Here is an 18865-nt window from a genome sequence, read left to right on the forward strand (position 1 = left end):
CTTTAAAAGTCGGTGATTTCACGCCAACTGATACGCCCTGCTCTTGTGGTCACAGTACTCTCCTGCGTATTTAATCCACCACCCACGCCCGGGCTGATGGAATTCACTTTCTTTGTCACCACATATCGTCCCGACGAATCCCTTGTACTCCACGCCGTATCTCCGACCTCCAGCAAAGAGGCACTACCAAGATAACCTTGTGTATTATTTGATCCTGTAGTAACAAAGGTAAATCCGGTATTGGGATTGTAGCGATACTGGTTAGAACCTCCAGTAGTGTCGCACGGATCCCCCCCAGGTACGGTAGAGTTAACAGCCATAAGTCCACTATCAATCGTTGGATCAACAGCCACCCGCTCCATAGTGGAAGAGAAATCCGCCACCCATCCTCTATATTGGCCAACGCCAGTCCCATAGCTAAATGACGCGCCCGAAATCGACACAGTAGTTGTCCCGGATGTAACGACCAGAGTTCGCGTAATTAATCCATTAATAGTATTTGGAGAAGAGCCTGTTACGATGCGCTCAAATTTATTACCGTCATCCGAATCCCAAATACCATACAAAGACTGCTGTGCGGCAGAAGTTGAGAGCGCATCTGATGGCTCAATGAACTTGCCCGTACCAAATCCAATTTGAAAACCACTAGACGGATTCAATGACACCGAAGGGATGACTGTAATAGGTTGCGTCGCAGAACCGGAAGCATTTCTGGCAATAAAAAATACAGAAGCTTTCGCCGAACCCTGCCACGTAGAAGAGTCACCCCGTAAATCAAACCGCCACATATTACCTTGCAAATCCCCGGCATAAGCAAATACAGCATTGCCGTAAATACCCGTAGCAACACCTGGCATTGCCAAACCCGTAGCATCACTGTTTCCTGCAGTAAAAGCTGAATTGTCAGCAATTATCTTGTAGTAGTTTACCCCTTGAGTCCAGGCATCCCCTGCAGGCTTCCCAAGATCCAGTAAAAATAGAGCCTGCTTATCATTGATACCACCGCCATTGTAATTATTATAGCCACTGCTAACCAACGCAAACCATTTATAGATCGGCGCGGCGCTGGAATTTCCATTTACCGCTAACTTAACAATTTTTGGCTCACCCAAAAGATTGCCCATATCAGCGTCATCGGAATTAGTAAACTCCCATAAAACATTGCCGGAGTTAAAAGTAGATGGGCTTGTAACATCCAAGGCAAACACCCCCTTTGCCCCTCCCCCCATTCCACTAACCAATGCAGTGCCCCAGTCGACGGAACCACTGACTGATTTATAAATTTTGGCTTCATTCACAGTTATAGAGCCATCGACATAGGCCTCTTTTACGTATCCGGGATCTGTCAGTTTATTCAGCTTTGAAGAAATAGCGCGCGGTACGTATGCAAAAACCTCTTTACCATTGCTTGAATCCGTAGCAGATTCAGCGGCACTAAATGCATGCAACATGCCATCATTTGTACCAATATATACCGTAGGAGTTCTTCCTGAATAGGTAGAGAAGAAGGTTTGATAACTAGAGTCGACGATGTCAGAGCTTGGCTTTCCTTTCAAAACAGGTGCCGAATTAATACTATCACCCATAATAAGTCTGCGCGCTCTGTAATTTAAATTTACATCAGACTCTGCCGTGCGAACACCCCGAATGTAGTCAAGTCGAGCTTGACCATCTGTAGTTGTTTCAGTAATGCCGGTAGACGGATCTTTTTTTAAATCCGCCTGAACAGCAGCATCGATATCAGACCAGACAAAATTAACACCGGCTCTACTGATAGAACTGTAACTAACGATATTTCTATTGGCTGGTAGTGGGAATGGCGCTAGTGTGGTGGTTCCCGACTGAATGCCTGTCAAAATATTTGCCGCATCCCATATGGGGACGGGGTTTGACTCCAATTTCAAGGTCGAAGTGTTATATGTAATTTCTGTTCGAATAACAGTTCCCGACCAATCAGATGAATTAATTTGAGCCTGGTAGAATGCGCCACTTTGTTTGGCCTTGCTCAATCGGCTCACACTCAAAGATCCACCGGCCAAATTTCCAGAGGGTTTGCTGGCCTGTGCAAAAATCTGCCGTATAGCAAGGATTAAACGCTCAGGCTCACTTGCCAAGAAATAACCAGATGGAGAGGTGGAACCGTCAGCAGCCAGCCATTCATTATTACTGGCAGTCAAAGTTCCATTGACATAGGTCTTGTAAGGATTTCCATCACCAGAATAATAATTACCGTCAGCACCAACATCAGAAAATCCACCGTACTTCCCAGCCAAATAAAATGCCAATGAGCGCCCCCCAGTAGCACCAGTTCTCACAGCCTCTACGCCAGAAAAATTATTTTCATTCACATCTATTACATAAGTTCGGACGCGTGCCTTGGGCTTATCTGAGCGAATCATCTGTGTATTCGCAAAATATGCAGCGCCTGCCCAGAGAAAGGATGCATTTGTCGATCCTGTAATTGTCGTGTTCAAATTCGTGTTTGCCGCAATTTGCCCTGTGTTGGGACTCGCCGTAGCCGCATAGTTTCCATTGGCCGTTAGAGTAACGGTGCTAACCGGAGCCGTATAAGTCAAAGTCCCATTGGTTTCAAAACTGGAAACACGCTGCGTCCAGTAGTCGGCGTTGAATGCAACTACTCCCGTTATTGTATTCGCTGAAATAGCAGTACGGGTTTGATTGGCAATAGTGCTACCTGGAAGTTGAGCATCATAGTGCGTATTGTTATCGCCAATAAGCAATGCATAATTCCGCTGGCATGATGACTGCATAGGATCCGCCCATGTTGTATAGACCGGATAACCATTCAAACGCGCATCGCTGGGGTCGAGCGTGGCTATATTTATCCCTGTAGTGGGATCGGTCCCCGCACCAGTACTTGGACCTAAGTTTTGGAAATAGCGAATTGCTTCATAATAAAGCTCACCCACAGGATCATATTTTTTGTACACCCCAGCAGGGTAGGTGGCATTGCCACTGGTACGACCGAATTGATTCAAATAATTAATCACACCCGTAGTTGTAAACCCATTTTCCCAAGTTGTGTTTAAAGGTTTCGCGAAAAAACGTCCAGATTGACTATCCCATTCAGGCGCAGGATTGGTCGACGAAATGCCGGATGCACTCTTTTGGTTTGGACCCACGAATTTCATGGGAGCACGAAGCACGCCACCGTATCGCTCGTTGGGAGCATCCGTTTGGTCCAACAAATATCCAAAAGATGCCAAGCGAACTTTGTCGGCATTTTTTTGAACTTCGCCGACAGGTTTGTAGCTGCCATCAGGATACTGGCGGCACATATCCGTCCGGACAGGTCCCTCCGCAGGATCGCATACTAGTACACGGGCTTTAAAGGTACCTGTGACAGTAACTCCATCCGTATTAACCAAAGAAGAGTTAGCATTGTTCGCGGGTGCGTTACATGTTCCTTCATTCGTTCTACCAAAAAAAATCTTGTCATTGCAAGATTTCACAAAAATGGTGTTTGCATTACCAAATGGAGTTAAATAATTTGTCGGCGTTCCAGCATTGACCGTTCGTGTGGGGAAATTACCCGCGCCATAGAAGCTTCCATTGGAGTTCGTTTCTTGGCCAGGCAAAAAAGCACGTTGCAACACTGTTCGCGGCACCGTCACCCCCCCAGGGAGAGTCGATGAAGAGTCCTCGTCAATGACCCGATCACCACCAGTGAGTGCATAACGCAAAATATCGATCGAAGACATTGCAGCAAAATTCAAAAAATTGCCACTAAACCCACTGCCCACGCCGGTAGCACCGGTATTGCAATAATATTGCGCGGTAGTCGCACCATTGGGTAAAAAATAACCGTCCGCAGAAAGTCCTTTATAGGTATAGCACGTATTCGAATTAAAATATCCCAAATATTTTTTTGCTGGGGAATATGTTCCGCCAGCATATGCAGTCTTTACAGTTGGAAATTCAACGGATAGAACCAATGCCAAATTAGAAACATCTCCTGAATTAATAATTGGCCCAGTCCGAAGATCTAATACAGTTCGCGATGTTTGCGCGGTAGAACCGCCTAACAGTAGAATCCCTGAAAATAGAATAAAGATAGCGAATATTTTTTTCATTTCAGCACCCCGAATTCGGTTTATTGGCTGGCTTATAAACGAGCGCTTGCAACAACACCTGAGTTTCCAATCTGGTACCAAACCCCATCGCGGTTACCAAGAAGGCGTATTCGGGCCCACTAGAAGATCCAACATTATCGTCGGCGGTTCCTGTGCCTGTATACCGAACAGCTTCAATGATGTACCTAGGGGGTCGGATGGGCAACCCGCTACTTCCGCTAACTATCGTCTGTCCGGTAAATTGACCATACTGTGCTGTTTTATTAGTATTAGCCGTTCCTGTTTCAGATGAATATTGGCTCAAAACAGTTTTCCAGGCAAACCCCGCATTTGCAGTATTCAAACACATACCGCTTTTATTTCCTGTGCCACAGCCTTCAATAAACTCTGCGGGTTTCTTGGAATCAAATGTACACACACGGTTACCGACCATTGCGTTTGGCCCCATCATATCGATCTCCGCATCCAATAATGCAGCCTCGGCGCTTTGGAAAGCTAATTGACGGTCTCTATCATTCCGGCCAGCTCGTTCACTGAAAATCGACAGTCTCGCAGCAATAACCCCCATAGCCAGAATCACCGTCAGCATCATCAAGACCACGACCAAACTAGCGCCCCGCTGTTTAAACAAAGTTCGTCCCAGAACATCTCCCATAAAAGGACGACTATTTTTTGGGTTCATAGCGGATTTCTCAAATTAACAGTAAACGTCACGACCTTACGAAGACGGCCGTCCGCCGTATTGACCACCAAAGTATCTCCATTATTTTGAGTAAAATTACTGCCCAGCGGAGTCAATGTCGTCGTGCCTGCAACCGTGGACGCCACAGTTACGCGATCTGCAGAGCGTAATACCAGCCCTACGCGCACGGCCTTCACGCGAGCCCAATCGTTAATAGCGTTCCCAGTTGAATCTACTTCCGAGGCATTCAGCCATCTATCTACAAAACTGTCATTGTTCGTATCAACACCATACATTAATTGAAGAGTCTCAACGCCTCTCACAATAACTTCTGAGGAAAAAACACCGGTAGCCGAATTGAAATATTTACATCTGAGCTCGGGCTCTAAACTTCCGGCCGCCTGCCTTACTTCAAATATACTATATGCTCGATCGCCTGCAGAGGTAGGTTGAGCCTGGGGTCGCCCCAAACAGTCAATCATGCTACCATCCCCAGAAGGGGTGCCACTACCTTGAAATCGAATAACCAAAGTATCGCTATTATTGATTCGATTGGTAGATCGGTTGTGCACTCCATTATCTAAACTGCTTCCAGCAGCAGTATTGTTATAGCCACGTAGATCAGGTTCACCATCAGCCGGAGCTGCTACCTCTCTACGGTACATGGCGCCACTGGTCGACCACATGTAGTTCTGGTAGCCTGCCTGCTGTATGTTGCGAGTAATAAGATCCGTTACAAATCTGGCATTGTCTTGAATTACAGAGGCAGCCTCTTGCGTACTCCTCGACCGACCAGAATTTAGATAAAAAGATGATGCCGCGATTACAATTAATAAAGAAATAACCAAAGAAACCATCAACTCGACCAACGTGAGTCCTAATTGCCGGTGGGGAATAAATTTCCTCATTCTGCAAATCCTGTTAAACCACCAACCACCAGTTGTGGATTAGTTGGGGTAATGCTGGTTGTTGCAGTACCTCTCTCAAGCTGATCTCTCTTGTCGATCCAACCCATTTTGATAATGGCACTATTCCCCAAGTTGTCACATGCCCATTTGTATGATCCGTCCGCGTTGCGCGGTGTGGAATCTCGGCAAACTACCGCTCTCCCCGCCGGCAGCGCCTGGACGACACGCCCCGCCCAATCTGCGACATGCAAAACACTAATTTGATTTGCTGTGCACGCCGTAGTTTTGCAATCTGTAGTGGGTACAGCAGTAAAAGTTGAGGCAGTAGCGGTGTCAAACAAGTATGGATTTACACCCGCAACCGTGGACGTATTGTTTGAAACAGTGGTGTTCGAGCGCATCATCTCCGTATAGTCTTTTGCAAGCGTTGTCGCGGCAGAAAAGCTTGCTGCAGATTGACTTCCTTTTAATGAGGCAAGCTGCAGGCCGCCCATTGCCAAAATTCCAAATGCCAAAATCAGCATCGAAATCATCACTTCAATGAGCGAGAATCCACGCGTATGTGCAGTAGTCGAACTTTTTCGCATGGAAGCACTATAGCCACACAAAGCCCAGTGCAACAGCCCAGACGAGGAACGGTCCCGCTAGCATTACAGACGGTCACTCTACTGCCACCACCCAGAGCGATGATCCTCGCAGCTAAATGAAGAAAGCATAGTTTGGAAAAGTACATGGCCGTCTGCTTAGAGCAAGCAGCGTTAGCTCGCACGATATGTGCGCCAAACCCGGCTGTTGGCGCAGTCATAGTGAGCCCCAATGGGCAGATCATTGGTGTAGGGCATACACAACGCCGAGGTGGTGCACATGCAGAAGTTGTCGCTGTGCAGAACGCGCTTGCTCGTGGCCACAACCTGCAAGGCGCGACGGCTTTTGTAACTTTGGAACCGTGTTCACACCACGGGCGGACAGGCCCCTGCACAGATGTGCTAATACAGAACGGCATTCACAAAGTGTTCGCTTCGATTGTCGACCCTAATCCATTGGTAGCGGGCACAGGCATAGCAAAGCTGAAGGCCGCCGGCATTGAAGTGCAGGTTGGCCTTGGTGCAGCCGAATCCAGAGAGCTCAACATTGGCTTCTTTAGCCGAATGGTCAGAAGAACTCCATGGGTTCGAACAAAAATTGCTGCCTCTTTGGATGGTCAAACCGCACTACACAACGGTGAGAGCAAGTGGATTACAAGCACCTTGGCGCGCCAAGATGGCCATCATTGGCGCCAAAAAGCTTGCGCCATACTCACGGGAATTGGAACGGTCATCAAAGATGATCCCACTTTAGATGTTCGACTGGATGGTAATCTACGCCAACCGCACCTGGTAATTGTGGATAGCCAACTGAAGACATCTCCCCACGCCAGATTATTTACACCCAAGCGCCAAGTGATTGTCTACTGCGCCATAGACGCACCAGCCAAGCGTTCTGAATTGGAATCCGCAGGAGCAACCGTTATTTGCATGCCAAGCATGTCTAGCTCAACACATGCACAGGTTGATCTCTCCGCTATGCTTTTGGATTTGGCGACAAAAGAAATCAATGAAGTTCATGTGGAAGCTGGTGCCAAGCTAAATGGTGCATTAATCGAAGACAACTTGGTAGACGAATTTTTAATATATCTAGCTCCAAAATTGATAGGCCCCGGACACCCTATGGCAAGCTTGAATCCTTTGCAATCACTTAATCAATCTATCCCATTGGAATTTCTTTCCGCAAATGCAATTGGGGATGACCTTCGAATCCTCGCAAGGAACAAGGGTCACTTTGACTTCTAGAAGCTATTAATTTGAAGCAACCACGTGAAAATACAGAAGCCGGTCGAAATACAAGTGCGAGATATACAGCTCTATCAAGTGGAGATGCCGTGGGTGGTTCTAATTCTCTCATTAGCAATAGCACTGGCAACTTCTCTGGGAGTTCCAAGTGAAGAAGTATTGCAGGACACATTCAAATCCAGCGTCCTATCGATAGGAGTATTGACTGCCGCAATTGCCTTGTTTTGGAAAATCCGTAACAAGAGATACGTTTTGAATTGGCCTGTTGTGGCAATGCTTCCCGTTTTACTTACGCTCTATGCGTTTGTAAGCATGACTTGGTCTCACACATACTTGGCTGGTGTTGAAGCCGCAAGGTGGCTAATCTTCTCTCTCCTGCTTTGGTTGGGAATGGCTACTTTTACAAGAGCACTCTTGCCGCGGCTGCTAGTGGGAATTCATATAGGAGTAACGGTCGCTTCAATTTGGACGGCATTGCAATTTTGGTTTGATTTCAGCTATTTTCCACAAGGCGCGACTCCAGCATCAACATTTGTAAATCGTAATTTTTTTGCCGAGTTTTCGATATGTGCTTTGCCCTACTCTACATATTTGATAGCAAATCAAAAGGAAGGTAAGTGGCTCATACCATTGGCGGGATCGATTGCTTTCAATATTTGCGCGCTTTTGATGACAGGAACCAGATCAGCATTAGTAGGATTTCTTCTAATCATTCCCATCGGATTTTTTATACTTTCCCGATATCAAAAACAATTAGAATTTCAGCATTGGAAATTCGGTGTTGGTATGCTCACTTTGGGGGCGGTTATTCTGACCGCGTTAGGGCTTGCTGCCATTCCCACCGGCAATGAAAAATTAATTGGGGATTTTGGCCGCATAAGTGCTCTGGATCACTCATTCCATAGGGCCGTATCACTCACAAAACCAGGAGAATATACATCAGGCTCATTCTCCATCCGCTCAGTGATGTGGCATGCGACAGGAAGAATGATTGTAGCCCATCCTATTGCGGGCGTTGGGGCGGGTGCGTGGGAAGTGTATGTTCCTATTTTTCAAACCGGGGACTCGAACGTTGAAACTGACTTTTATGCTCACAATGAAGTTCTTCAACTAATAGCAGAGTATGGCCTGATCGGATGGTTTTTTCTAACGGGGCTCATAGCTTATTTGCTTAAAGCTGCACATGTAACATGGATAAGTAAAACAAGGGAAGAGCTGCTGGATGCTCCTATACGAGCATTTGCACTTTGCAGCATTTTTGTTTTATTCTTTGTGAGCATGGCGGGTTTCCCCTGGCGACTTGCATCCACAGGGGCACTATTTGCGATTAGCCTCGGAATATTACTTTCGTCCGATATCCGAAGAAATGAGACCTCAAGAAATATTTGGAATAAAAAATGGGCTTTTTCGCCTAGTTATGCTTTGATTCCAATGTCGATACTAGTAATTGCTCTAACAATCACTTGTGCGATATCTGGGCTTGCGATGATGTGCGAAATGAAGCTGGTTAGAGCCGCAAAAATAGCGTTAACCATCACCAAGTCTGGGCAACCCAATGCTCCCCAATGGGATGAGGCAAAAACTGAAATACTTCAGTTAATGCGAGATGGTATTGACATCAATCCTCACTATAGAAAATTAGCTCCGATTGCTGCAGATGAAATGGCCAGTTGGGGGGATTGGAAAGATGCCATTTGGATATGGGAAACTATTTTTATATCTCGGCCATATGTTGTTGCTTTCGCAACCAACATTGCTCAAGGTTACCTGGAAATGGGAAATATTCCGAAATCCAAAATATTCCTTGAGCGAGCGAAGCAGCTGCAACCCACCTCAAATACCGTACAATTTTTAGAAGTCAAAATACTCATACATGACGAGAAATTTGAGCAGGCCAAGGCTATTATTGAAAAATTGATGGCCGATGGATATCTCAATTATGAAAGTATATATACTGCCTACTGGATTGGTGCCCATACAAAGGACTGGCCACTAGCAATACATGCGCTTGAGTTACGCATAGATAAATGGCCGCAAGAGGCGTATGACGGCTGGCTAAAATTAGGTGATATTTATAATAAAACTGAATTGCATGATGCTCCGAAAGCAACAGAATGCTATCGCAGAGCACTTGCTACTGCACCGAATCCTGTTCGCGAAATCGTTTTAAACAAAATTCCTACTGAATACCGGGCTAACCTTTAATAGGTTGAACCTGTGAGAAATATCCTGCGAAAATCCAGCCCATGTTCACAGGCATCATCACCGGCGTAGGCCGCATTTCCGCCGTCCAGGCTCTGGGCGAATCTGCAACCCATGGCAAGCGCCTCACGATTGAGACGCCCGCTGGCTACCTCGACGATGTGGGCTTGGGCGACAGCATTGCGCTCAATGGCGCCTGTATGACGGTCACCACTTTCGACGTTGCGCGACAGCAGTTCACCATCGATATCTCTGCCGAATCGCTGGACAAGACTGCCGGGCTGGACGCCCTGGGCCCCATCAACCTGGAAAAAGCCCTGCGAGCGCATGACCGGCTGGGCGGCCATTTGGTATCGGGCCATGTGGATGGCATCGGCAGCGTGAGCCACTTTGCCCAAGTGGGCGAAAGCTGGGAACTCCGTGTGCTAGCACCTGTGGCGCTGGGCAAGTACCTGGCCTACAAGGGCTCCATCACTATTAACGGCGTGAGCCTGACCGTGAACCGTATTGCCGATGTGGCGGGTGGTTGCGAGGTCAGCATCAACCTGATCCCCCACACCGTGGAGAACACAGCCTTGCACACATTGGCCGTGGGCAAAAAAGTGAACCTGGAAATTGATCTGATCGCGCGCTACGTGGAGCGCATGATGACCGCGCCCGCCGCGCAGGCCTGAGTTTTCAGTCGGCGCCTGCGCCCGAACGCCACTCAGGCAGGCTCCAGCCTCGGTACAGGGCCAGCAGGCGCAGCACCGTCGCCACGCCAGCCGCAGCCACCAGGCTACCCCACAGCGGCAGGCCCATAACCTGAGAGCCCACCATCACCCAGCCCCCGACAAACGAACACACAGCGTAGGGTTGATGGTCACGGAACGCGCGCGGGATCTCGTTGCACACCACATCGCGCATCACCCCGCCAAACACCGCCGTCACCATGCCCATGAGCACGGCCACGATGGCGGGCATACCCATCTCCAGTGCGATATGGGTGCCGCCAGCGGTGAACAACCCCAGGCCCAGCGCGTCGGGCCACTGCATGGCGCGCTCGGTGGGTTCAAAGTGTTGCACGCGCAGAAACAGCATGGCGCCAACGCACAGGGCCAGCAGCGCCCACAGCCAAGTGGCATGCTCCACCCAGAAGAAGGGGCGCCGGTCCAGCAGTACATCGCGCAGCGTGCCGCCGCCAAAGGCTGTGAGCCCGGCCACCACGCACACGCCCACGGCGTCCAGCCGTTTGCGCGCCGCTTCCATGAGGCCGGACAAGGCAAAGGCCACCGTGGCGGCGGCCTCTATGGCGATGTGGGTGTTGGAGAGCGTGAGCACCTCGGCCAGATGGTTCATCGCCACGCCCTGCCCTCCTTACAGATGAAACGAATCAGAAGGTCAGCGTCTTCACACCGCTGGCCGTGCCCAACAGACAGACCTGGGCGCGCTGGAAGGCGAACACGCCCACCGTCACCACGCCGGGCCATTGGCTCACTTCAGCCTCAAAGGCCAGCGGATCGGTGATCTGCAACCCGGTCACGTCCACAATCCACTGGCCGTTGTCGGTCACCAATGGCTTGCCATCCTTCTGGCGCACCTTGCCCGTTCCGCCCTTGGCGGCAAACTGGGCGATGACCCGCTGCGTGGCCATGGGGATGACTTCCACCGGCAGTGGGAACTGGCCCAGCGTCTTCACCAGCTTGGACTCGTCCGCAATGCAAACGAACTTGGCGCTCTGGGCCGCCACGATCTTCTCGCGCGTCAGCGCCGCGCCGCCGCCCTTGACCATGTTGCCCGCACCATCAATTTCGTCGGCGCCGTCGATGTAGACCGAGAGCTTGTCCACCTCGTTGCTGTCAAACACGGTGATGCCCAGGGCCTGCAGGCGCTCGGTGCTGGCCACGGAGCTGGACACCGCGCCCTTGATCTGGTCCTTGATGGTGGCCAGCGCGTCGATGAACTTGTTGACCGTGGAGCCGGTGCCCACGCCCACAATCTCGCCGGGCACCACGTACTGCAGCGCAGCCTGGCCCACCAAGGTTTTGAGTTCGTCTTGGGTCAGTGCGGGTGTGCTCATAAGGGACAATCGAGGGAGTTGAAATCTGAAAGCAGGAATTATCCGATGTCTCTGGTCCCCTACGCCCTCGCCCGCAGCGTTTTGTTCAATCTGGACCCCGAAGTCGCCCACGACATCACCATGGCCGGCCTGGCTGCCACCCAGGGCAACCCGCTCAAGCTGGCCTATTGCAACAACCGCGTGGACGACCCCGTCACCCTGGCGGGCCTGAAGTTTCCCAACCGCGTGGGCATGGCTGCCGGACTGGACAAGAACGCCCGCTGCATCGACGGCCTGGGCGCCATGGGCTTTGGCTTTGTGGAAGTGGGCACCGTCACCCCGCTGGCCCAGTCTGGCAACCCCAAGCCGCGCATGTTCCGCCTGCCTGCGGCAAACGCGCTCATCAACCGCTTGGGCTTCAACAACGGCGGGCTGGATGCCTTCATTGCCAATGTGCAACGCTCCGCCTTGCGCCAGAGCAAAAACCCGTCGCTGCTACTGGGCCTGAACATCGGCAAGAACGCCGCCACGCCGATTGAAAAAGCGACCGATGACTACCTGATCTGCCTGGACGGCGTCTACCCGCATGCGGACTACATCACCGTCAACATCTCCAGCCCCAACACCAAGAACCTGCGCAGCCTGCAGAGCGACGAGGCGCTGGACGCGCTGCTGGGCGCCATTGCCGAACGCCGCGAGCAACTGGCCCAGAAGCACGGCCAGCGCAAACCCATCTTCCTGAAAATCGCCCCCGATCTGGAGGCCGACCAGGTCGCCGTGATTGCCGCCACGCTGAAGCGCTACGGCACCGACAGCAGCGGCCAGGTCAACAACGCCTGGGGCGTGATCGGCACCAACACCACGCTGTCACGCGAGGCCGTCAAAGGCCTGCCGCATGCCGAAGAAACCGGCGGCCTGTCGGGCGCGCCGGTGCTGGAGAAAAGCAATGCAGTGATTGCCCAGCTGCGTGCAGCGCTGGGCCGTGACTTCCCCATCATCGGCGTGGGCGGCATCATGAGTGCGGCCGATGCGGTCAGCAAGATCCAGGCGGGTGCGGATGTGGTGCAGATCTACACCGGGCTGATCTACAGCGGTCCGCAGCTGGTCAAGGACGCAGCCCTGGCGATCAAGTCCTTGAATAAAAAGAGTCGCTAGCCCCCGTCGATATTGCGCCAGTAGCTCCTGAATCCATAGCAGATCAGGGTTCGACGGCCAGCCCCAGAATCGGCGCTCCGTCGGCCACGGTGCCCACCAGCTTGGCTTTGCCGCTGCTGAGGTCAATGGTGTAGAGCGTGGTCGCCGGCTGGCTGGTGCTGCGCACCGCGGCGAAGGCAATGCCCGTCACGTCGGCAATATCGAAAGACGCATCCAGCAAGGCACCGGTGCCCAATGGCCCCACCGTGTGCAGTTGCCCCGTGTTGGGTGACACGGCGGGTTGTACGCCCTCCACGGTGCCCTGCGTCACCAGCATGCCCACGCGGCGGTCGATGGCGTAGTTGGTGGTGAGCTTGTCGTCTTTCTTGTTGTAGGTGTAGCCAGCGGCCACTATCTCGGGCTGTTGGCCGGCTTGCGCATCGCCAAGCGCATAGGCCAGGGCAGGATCCACAGCGGCCAATGCACCAGTATCCGGGTGCAGGCGCAGGTTCTGGCCCGTGTTGCTCACCACGCGCACGCGATCCGCCACGGGGTTGAAGTCCACCCCAAACGCAGTGCCTTGCAAAGCGGCACCAGCCCCGCTGCCCACCACGGTCAGCACACCCGTAGGCGCATCCAGCGTATACAAGCGCCCGGCACTGCTCAGCACAAACAGCATGCCTTTGGAGATGCGGTAGTCCATACCCAGCAGTGTTTCGCCATCCGGCAGACCCACCACAGCCGTGCGCCGCAGCACTTTGCCCGGCTGATTCGCACTCACCGTCAAAAGCTCCATGTTTTGCGTGAGCACCTGCAGAGTTTCCTTGTGCTGACCTTCTTGGGCCACCGCACCGGTCGTACAACCCGTCAGAACCGCCAGGGCCAAGGCCGCCCCCGCTACGAACCCATTCAATGCATTGAACTTCACCACGGTGACCTCCTCGGGCAGTTGAAAACGCTCTAGATGGCCTGCAACAGGCCACGCACATGTTCGGCGATCGCCAGCGCACTGGTCAAGCCCGGTGACTCGATTCCAAACAAATTCACCAGCCCTGCCACTCCATGCACCATAGGCCCCTGGATCACAAAGTCAGCAGCCGGTGTACCTGGTCCGTGGATCTTGGGGCGTATACCGGCGTAGGCAGGTAGCAGCGCGCCGTCGGGCAGCGCCGGCCAGTATTTGCGCACCTCGCCATAAAACGCATCTCCGCGCGCCGGGTCCACTTCCAGGTCCTGCGGGTCGTCCACCCACTGCACATCGGGGCCAAAGCGCGCCTGCCCCCCGAGATCAATGGTCAGGTGCACACCCAGACCCGCCGCTTCGGGCACGGGGTAAATCAGCCGCGAAAACGGGCTGCGCCCCGCCAGCGTGAAGTAGTTGCCCTTGGCAAAGTAGGCCGGCGGTACATGGCGTGCATCCAGCCCCGCAAAGCGGGCCGCCAAGGCTGGCGCCGCAAAGCCCGCGGCATTCACCACGGTATTGGCCCGCAGGCGGGTGCCATCTTCCGCTACCAAATCAATAGCACCTGGCGCAATTTCTGCGAGGGCTAGAGGCGAATTCAACGCCAGAACTCCGCCAGCGCGCTCCAGATCCCCCAGCAGCGACAACATGAGCGCATGGCTATCCACAATGCCCGTGGACGGGGAATGCAGGGCGGCCAGGCACTGTAGTTGTGGCTCTGCAGCACGCGCCTGCGCGGCATCCAGCAGCACCAGATCGCTCACCCCATTGGCCGCCGCCTTGGCCTGGATGCCCTGCAGCTGCGCCACTTGCGCGGCATCGGTAGCCACAATGAATTTGCCGCAGCGCTGGTGCGGCAGGTTGCGCTCGGCGCAGTAGTCATAGAGCAGCTGCTTGCCGCGCACGCACAACTGCGCCTTGAGTGAGCCCGCAGGATAGTAAATGCCGGCATGGATCACTTCGCTATTGCGTGCGCTGGTCTGCGTGCCAAAGGCATCGCAAGCTTCCAATACCAACACCTCGCGCCCGGCCAGCGCCAGTGCGCACGCCACAGCCAGCCCCACCACACCGGCGCCGATAACCACGCAGTCCACGCGCTCGGCAGTGTGTTCCGTCCCGATTTGCATATGCCGTCCATTCCCAACGCCCACGCACCTCGGGGGCCATGTAGTATCTTATCGGCACGCCTCCTCCAACCAACCGTCGAACCACCATGGACATTCCTGAACCCGCGGCTGACACCATCTTGCGCCTGCCCCTCAAAGCCATGGGCCTGCGCTCCGGCATGGCACTGCAAACCCGCCGGCTGGTCGAAGGCACCAGCAAGAAGGAAGCGCAGTTCTTTGGGGCCATAGAAGGCAAGGGAGTGATGGTGGGCCCGCCTGGGTCGGACGCCACCCAGACCGGTCTGGAAGAAGGTGAGGTATGCATGGTGCGCGGTTTCACCGGACAGTACGAGTTCTCGTTTCTGAGTAAGGTGCTGCAGACCTTCGAGAAGCCGTTTGCCTATGCGCTGTTGGCCTACCCTGCGCAAGTCGATGCCAAAAAAGTGCGGCAATCCATGCGCACCAAAGTGTCCTGGCCCACACAGGCGCGCCCTGCCGGCGTGACCGAGGAGACGCCTGCGCTGGAACTCTTGCTGGTGGATATCAGCCCCGCCGGTGCCATGGTCAGCAGCCCTTCCGCACTGGGCGGCATTGGTGAACTGGTGCAATTGGGCATGGACGTGCGGTTTGAGGACAACCCCGTGCGTTTGCAGTTGACCGGCAGCATCTGCCACCACAACCGTGCACCAGACCAGGACCAGTACTTCGTGGGTTTGGCGTTCAAGAACCTGAGCCAGAACGACAAGCTGGTGCTGCACTACCTGACGCAAGCCCAGGCACCCAGCGCCTGAGCCCACACGACTGCGGACGCAAGACACAAAACAAAAAAGCCTGGCTCATGGAGCCAGGCTTTTTGATGTGGTGGGCGATGCAAGTTTCGAACTTGCGACCCCTGCAGTGTGAATGCAGTGCTCTACCCCTGAGCTAATCGCCCTGAATTCTTATCAGGTAAGCCTCAAATTATATACCAAAAATCAGGTCGTTTGCCGCCACAGCGTTTTCCCGCCGCTGGAATTGTCCAGCTGGGTCAGCACATCGTCGTGGGCCGCCATTTCCTGCGCGTTGGCGCTGAGTACGGGCAGTTCAATGGCACTCAAATCCACGCGCTCCACCACGATACCCTTGGCCTCCTGGGTGGTTGTGTCCATCAACAGCGCGTCCTGCCCGCGTGTCATGTTGATGTAGACATCGGCCAATAGCTCCGCGTCCAACAAGGCTCCGTGCAGTGTGCGCCCTGAGTTGTCCACTTCCAGCCGGTCGCACAGGGCGTCCAGGCTGTTGCGCTTGCCGGGGAACATCTCCTTGGCCATGACAAGCGTGTCCAGCACACTTCCCACGTATTCCTTGAACTTCAGGTGGCCCGCACGCGCCAGCTCCATGTCCAGAAATGCCAGATCGAAAGGCGCGTTGTGGATGATGATTTCCGCATCGGCCACATAGTCCAGCAACGTCTGCGCGATTTCCTCGAACCGGGGCTTGTCACTCAGGAATTGGGTGGTCAGGCCGTGCACGCGCAGAGCGCCTTCATCACTGTCACGCCCGGGGTTCAAATAGAAGTGCAGGTTGTTGCCAGTGAGCTTGCGGTTCACCAGCTCCACACATCCGATCTCCACCATGCGGTCCGGGTTGTCCGGATGGTTGGCGTAAAAGCCGGTCGTTTCCGTATCCAGGAAGATTTGGCGCATGGAAAGACCTCAGTGATTCTCTTTGGCGTGGTTGATCGAGTATTTGGGGATTTCCACCACCAGATCTTTCTGGGCCAAAAAGGCCTGGCAGCTCAGGCGGGAGTTGGGCTCCAGGCCCCAAGCGCGGTCCAGCAAGTCTTCTTCAGTTTCTTCCTGTGCGCTCAAGGAGGCAAAGCCCTCTCGCACCACCACGTGGCAGGTAGTGCAGGCACAGCTCATGTCGCAGGCATGCTCGATATTGATGCCGTTCTCGAGCAGGGCTTCGCAAATCGAAGTGCCGGCCGGGGCAGACAACTCGGCACCGGCGGGACAGTACTCGGGATGCGGCAGGATTTTGATGATGGGCATGGTGTGTCCAGAAACTCAGATGGATTCAATGTTTTTGCCTGCCAGCGCCTGCGCAATACCGCGGTTCATGCGCAGTGCCGCAAAAGCTTCCGTGGCCTGGGCCAGGGCTTTGGACTGGGCTTCCACAAACGCTGCATCCTCGCTGGTGCGGGCAGCGTCCAGTGCTTGCATCGCAGCATCGACCTCGGCGCGTTCTTGCGCACCCATTAGATCGCCATCAGCGGCAAGCGCACTGTGGGTGGCCAGCAGCAGACGGTCCGCGTCCACCCGGGCTTCCACCAGCGCGCGGGCGCGCATATCGGCCTCGGCCGTGGTGAAGCTGTCCTTGAGCATCTGTGCAATTTGGTCGTCGCTCAAACCATACGAAGGTTTGACATCAATGCGGGCTTCCACCCCGCTCACCTGCTCTTTGGCTGACACATTCAGCAAGCCATCCGCATCGACCGTAAAGGTCACACGGATGCGCGCTGCACCGGCAGCCATCGGGGGAATGCCGCGCAGCTCGAAGCGCGCCAAGCTGCGGCAGTCGGCCACCAGGTCACGTTCGCCCTGCACCACGTGCAGGGCCAGTGCCGTCTGGCCGTCTTTGTAGGTGGTGAAGTCCTGCGCCATGGCAGTAGGAATGGTTTGGTTGCGCGGAACAATGCGCTCCACCAAGCCCCCCATGGTCTCCACGCCCAAGGACAGGGGAATCACGTCCAGCAGTAGCAAATCCCCCGTGGGGTTGTTGCCTGCCAGCTGGTTGGCCTGGATGGAGGCGCCCAGCGCCACCACCTCATCGGGGTTCAGGTTAATCAGGGGTTCGCGGCCAAAAAAATCGGCCACCGCATGGCGCACCTGCGGCATGCGGGTCGAGCCGCCCACCATCACCACGCCCTGGATGTCATCCTTGGTAAGTGCCGCGTCGCGCAAGGTCTTGCGCACAGCCTGCAACGTGCGCGCCGTGAGCGCGGCGGTCACCTGTTCAAACTGCTCACGGTTCAGCGAAACATCCACCCCACCAGCCGACAGGTCCGCCTCGGCGGTCACGATGTCTTCATCGGACAGCGCTTCCTTGCAGCGGCGGGCCTCGGCCATCAGCACCGCCTGGTCTTCCGGCGTATGGGCTTGCAGGCCGACCTGCGCCAACAGCCAATCGGCCAAGGCTCGGTCGTAATCGTCCCCACCCAGTGCCGAATCGCCACCCGTGGCCAGCACCTCGAACACACCGGCCGACAGCCGCAGGATGGAGATATCAAATGTGCCACCACCCAGGTCGTATACGGCGTAGACACCTTCCGACGCGTTGTCCAAGCCATAGGCAATGGCAGCCGCCGTGGGTTCGTTGATGAGACGCAGCACGTTCAGGCCTGCCAGCTGTGCGGCATCCTTGGTGGCTTGGCGCTGTGCGTCGTCAAAGTACGCGGGCACAGTCACCACGGCACCGTAAATGTCGTCGTTGAACGTGTCTTCCGCCCGGAAACGCAACGTGGCCAGAATCTCGGCACTCACCTCCACGGGGCTCTTTTCACCCGCGATGGTGCGCACCTTGACCATACCCGGTGTGTCCACCAGTGCATAGGGCAGTTTGCTGGCGTGGGCAATGTCCTTCAAGCCCCGTCCCATCAGCCGCTTGACCGAGGCAATGGTATTGCCCGGATCACTGGTTTGCTGCTCCAGGGCCGCGAAGCCGATTTGCCGCCGCTCCGCGTCCACATAGCGCACAACGCTGGGCAAAATCACACGGCCTTCGGTATCAGGCAGGCATTCAGCCGTCCCGTTGCGCACTGCGGCGACCAGCGAATGCGTGGTGCCCAAGTCAATGCCCACGGCAATGCGACGTTCGTGCGGGTTGGGCGACTGCCCGGGTTCAGAAATTTGTAGAAGCGCCATGGAGGT

General features: G+C 54.1%; 16 protein-coding genes and 1 tRNA gene. 5 read left to right on the forward strand and 12 right to left on the reverse strand.

Translation table 11 applies throughout. The features are described from left to right. Nucleotides 1-2: 2 nt before the first annotated feature. Genes AC07OE_RS05250 through pilV form a run of 4 tightly spaced genes read right to left on the reverse strand, consistent with a single transcriptional unit; the run spans nt 3 to nt 6271 of the window. Nucleotides 3-4094 (reverse strand): pilus assembly protein, encoded by a 4092-nt coding sequence (locus AC07OE_RS05250; RefSeq protein WP_495069505.1) that lies wholly within the window; start codon nt 4092-4094, stop codon nt 3-5. A gap of 1 nt (nt 4095) precedes the next feature. Further along, nucleotides 4096-4776, reverse strand: a complete 681-nt coding sequence (locus AC07OE_RS05255; protein WP_495069506.1) for a pilus assembly PilX family protein — start codon at nt 4774-4776, stop codon at nt 4096-4098. Next, nucleotides 4773-5684, reverse strand: coding sequence for a PilW family protein (locus tag AC07OE_RS05260; RefSeq protein WP_495069507.1), 912 nt, complete (start codon nt 5682-5684; stop codon nt 4773-4775). Before AC07OE_RS05260 ends, AC07OE_RS05255 begins: the two co-directional genes overlap by 4 nt. After that, nucleotides 5681-6271: a type IV pilus modification protein PilV gene (gene pilV / locus AC07OE_RS05265; RefSeq protein WP_495069508.1), complete on the reverse strand. Its 591-nt coding sequence runs from the start codon at nt 6269-6271 to the stop codon at nt 5681-5683. The genes AC07OE_RS05260 and pilV overlap by 4 nt, the downstream gene beginning before the upstream one ends. 132 nt (nt 6272-6403) lie before the next feature. On the opposite strand from pilV, the gene ribD reads away from it, so the two are divergent. From ribD to AC07OE_RS05280, 3 genes are read left to right on the forward strand one after another with little or no spacing between them, the layout of a single operon-like run. Beyond that, nucleotides 6404-7513 (forward strand): bifunctional diaminohydroxyphosphoribosylaminopyrimidine deaminase/5-amino-6-(5-phosphoribosylamino)uracil reductase RibD, encoded by a 1110-nt coding sequence (gene ribD / locus AC07OE_RS05270; protein ID WP_495069509.1) that lies wholly within the window; start codon nt 6404-6406, stop codon nt 7511-7513. Nucleotides 7514-7537: 24 nt separating this feature from the next. Continuing rightward, nucleotides 7538-9718: an O-antigen ligase family protein gene (locus AC07OE_RS05275; RefSeq protein ID WP_495069510.1), complete on the forward strand. Its 2181-nt coding sequence runs from the start codon at nt 7538-7540 to the stop codon at nt 9716-9718. A gap of 41 nt (nt 9719-9759) precedes the next feature. Next, on the forward strand, nt 9760-10389 hold the full coding sequence (locus AC07OE_RS05280; protein ID WP_495069511.1) for a riboflavin synthase: 630 nt from the start codon (nt 9760-9762) through the stop codon (nt 10387-10389). A gap of 4 nt (nt 10390-10393) precedes the next feature. Here AC07OE_RS05280 and AC07OE_RS05285 read toward each other — a convergent pair whose 3' ends face one another. Then, nucleotides 10394-11053 carry a trimeric intracellular cation channel family protein gene (locus AC07OE_RS05285; protein ID WP_495069609.1) on the reverse strand — a complete coding sequence of 220 codons (660 nt, stop codon included), beginning with the start codon at nt 11051-11053 and terminating at the stop codon, nt 10394-10396. A gap of 34 nt (nt 11054-11087) precedes the next feature. Further along, the gene (gene rpiA, locus AC07OE_RS05290) at nt 11088-11774 is read right to left on the reverse strand and encodes a ribose-5-phosphate isomerase RpiA (RefSeq protein ID WP_495069512.1); all 687 of its coding nucleotides are present in this window, start codon (nt 11772-11774) and stop codon (nt 11088-11090) included. A 45-nt stretch (nt 11775-11819) separates the two neighbouring features. Here rpiA and AC07OE_RS05295 point away from each other — a divergent pair, with 45 nt between their 5' ends. Then, the gene (locus tag AC07OE_RS05295; RefSeq protein WP_495069513.1) at nt 11820-12908 is read left to right on the forward strand and encodes a quinone-dependent dihydroorotate dehydrogenase; all 1089 of its coding nucleotides are present in this window, start codon (nt 11820-11822) and stop codon (nt 12906-12908) included. A gap of 43 nt (nt 12909-12951) precedes the next feature. Here the strand turns inward: AC07OE_RS05295 and AC07OE_RS05300 are convergent, their stop codons facing one another. Then, the gene (locus tag AC07OE_RS05300) at nt 12952-13818 is read right to left on the reverse strand and encodes a DUF4394 domain-containing protein (RefSeq protein WP_495069514.1); all 867 of its coding nucleotides are present in this window, start codon (nt 13816-13818) and stop codon (nt 12952-12954) included. Nucleotides 13819-13847: 29 nt separating this feature from the next. Beyond that, nucleotides 13848-14975, reverse strand: a complete 1128-nt coding sequence (locus AC07OE_RS05305) for an NAD(P)/FAD-dependent oxidoreductase (RefSeq protein ID WP_495069515.1) — start codon at nt 14973-14975, stop codon at nt 13848-13850. An 86-nt stretch (nt 14976-15061) separates the two neighbouring features. Here AC07OE_RS05305 and AC07OE_RS05310 point away from each other — a divergent pair, with 86 nt between their 5' ends. Beyond that, nucleotides 15062-15745 carry a PilZ domain-containing protein gene (locus AC07OE_RS05310; RefSeq protein ID WP_495069516.1) on the forward strand — a complete coding sequence of 228 codons (684 nt, stop codon included), beginning with the start codon at nt 15062-15064 and terminating at the stop codon, nt 15743-15745. A 68-nt stretch (nt 15746-15813) separates the two neighbouring features. On the opposite strand, the gene AC07OE_RS05315 is transcribed toward AC07OE_RS05310, so the two are convergent. The 4 genes from AC07OE_RS05315 to hscA form a co-directional block, all read right to left on the reverse strand. Further along, nucleotides 15814-15888, reverse strand: a tRNA-Val gene (locus AC07OE_RS05315). A 40-nt stretch (nt 15889-15928) separates the two neighbouring features. After that, nucleotides 15929-16639, reverse strand: a complete 711-nt coding sequence (gene dnaQ / locus AC07OE_RS05320) for a DNA polymerase III subunit epsilon (protein WP_495069517.1) — start codon at nt 16637-16639, stop codon at nt 15929-15931. Between the two features lie 9 nt (nt 16640-16648). Further along, the gene (gene fdx, locus AC07OE_RS05325; RefSeq protein ID WP_495069518.1) at nt 16649-16987 is read right to left on the reverse strand and encodes an ISC system 2Fe-2S type ferredoxin; all 339 of its coding nucleotides are present in this window, start codon (nt 16985-16987) and stop codon (nt 16649-16651) included. A 15-nt stretch (nt 16988-17002) separates the two neighbouring features. After that, complete coding sequence (gene hscA, locus AC07OE_RS05330; protein ID WP_495069519.1) at nt 17003-18859, reverse strand: Fe-S protein assembly chaperone HscA; 1857 nt, start codon at nt 18857-18859, stop codon at nt 17003-17005. Nucleotides 18860-18865 lie beyond the last annotated feature (6 nt).

Source organism: Rhodoferax sp. GW821-FHT09E07 (assembly GCF_059416145.1).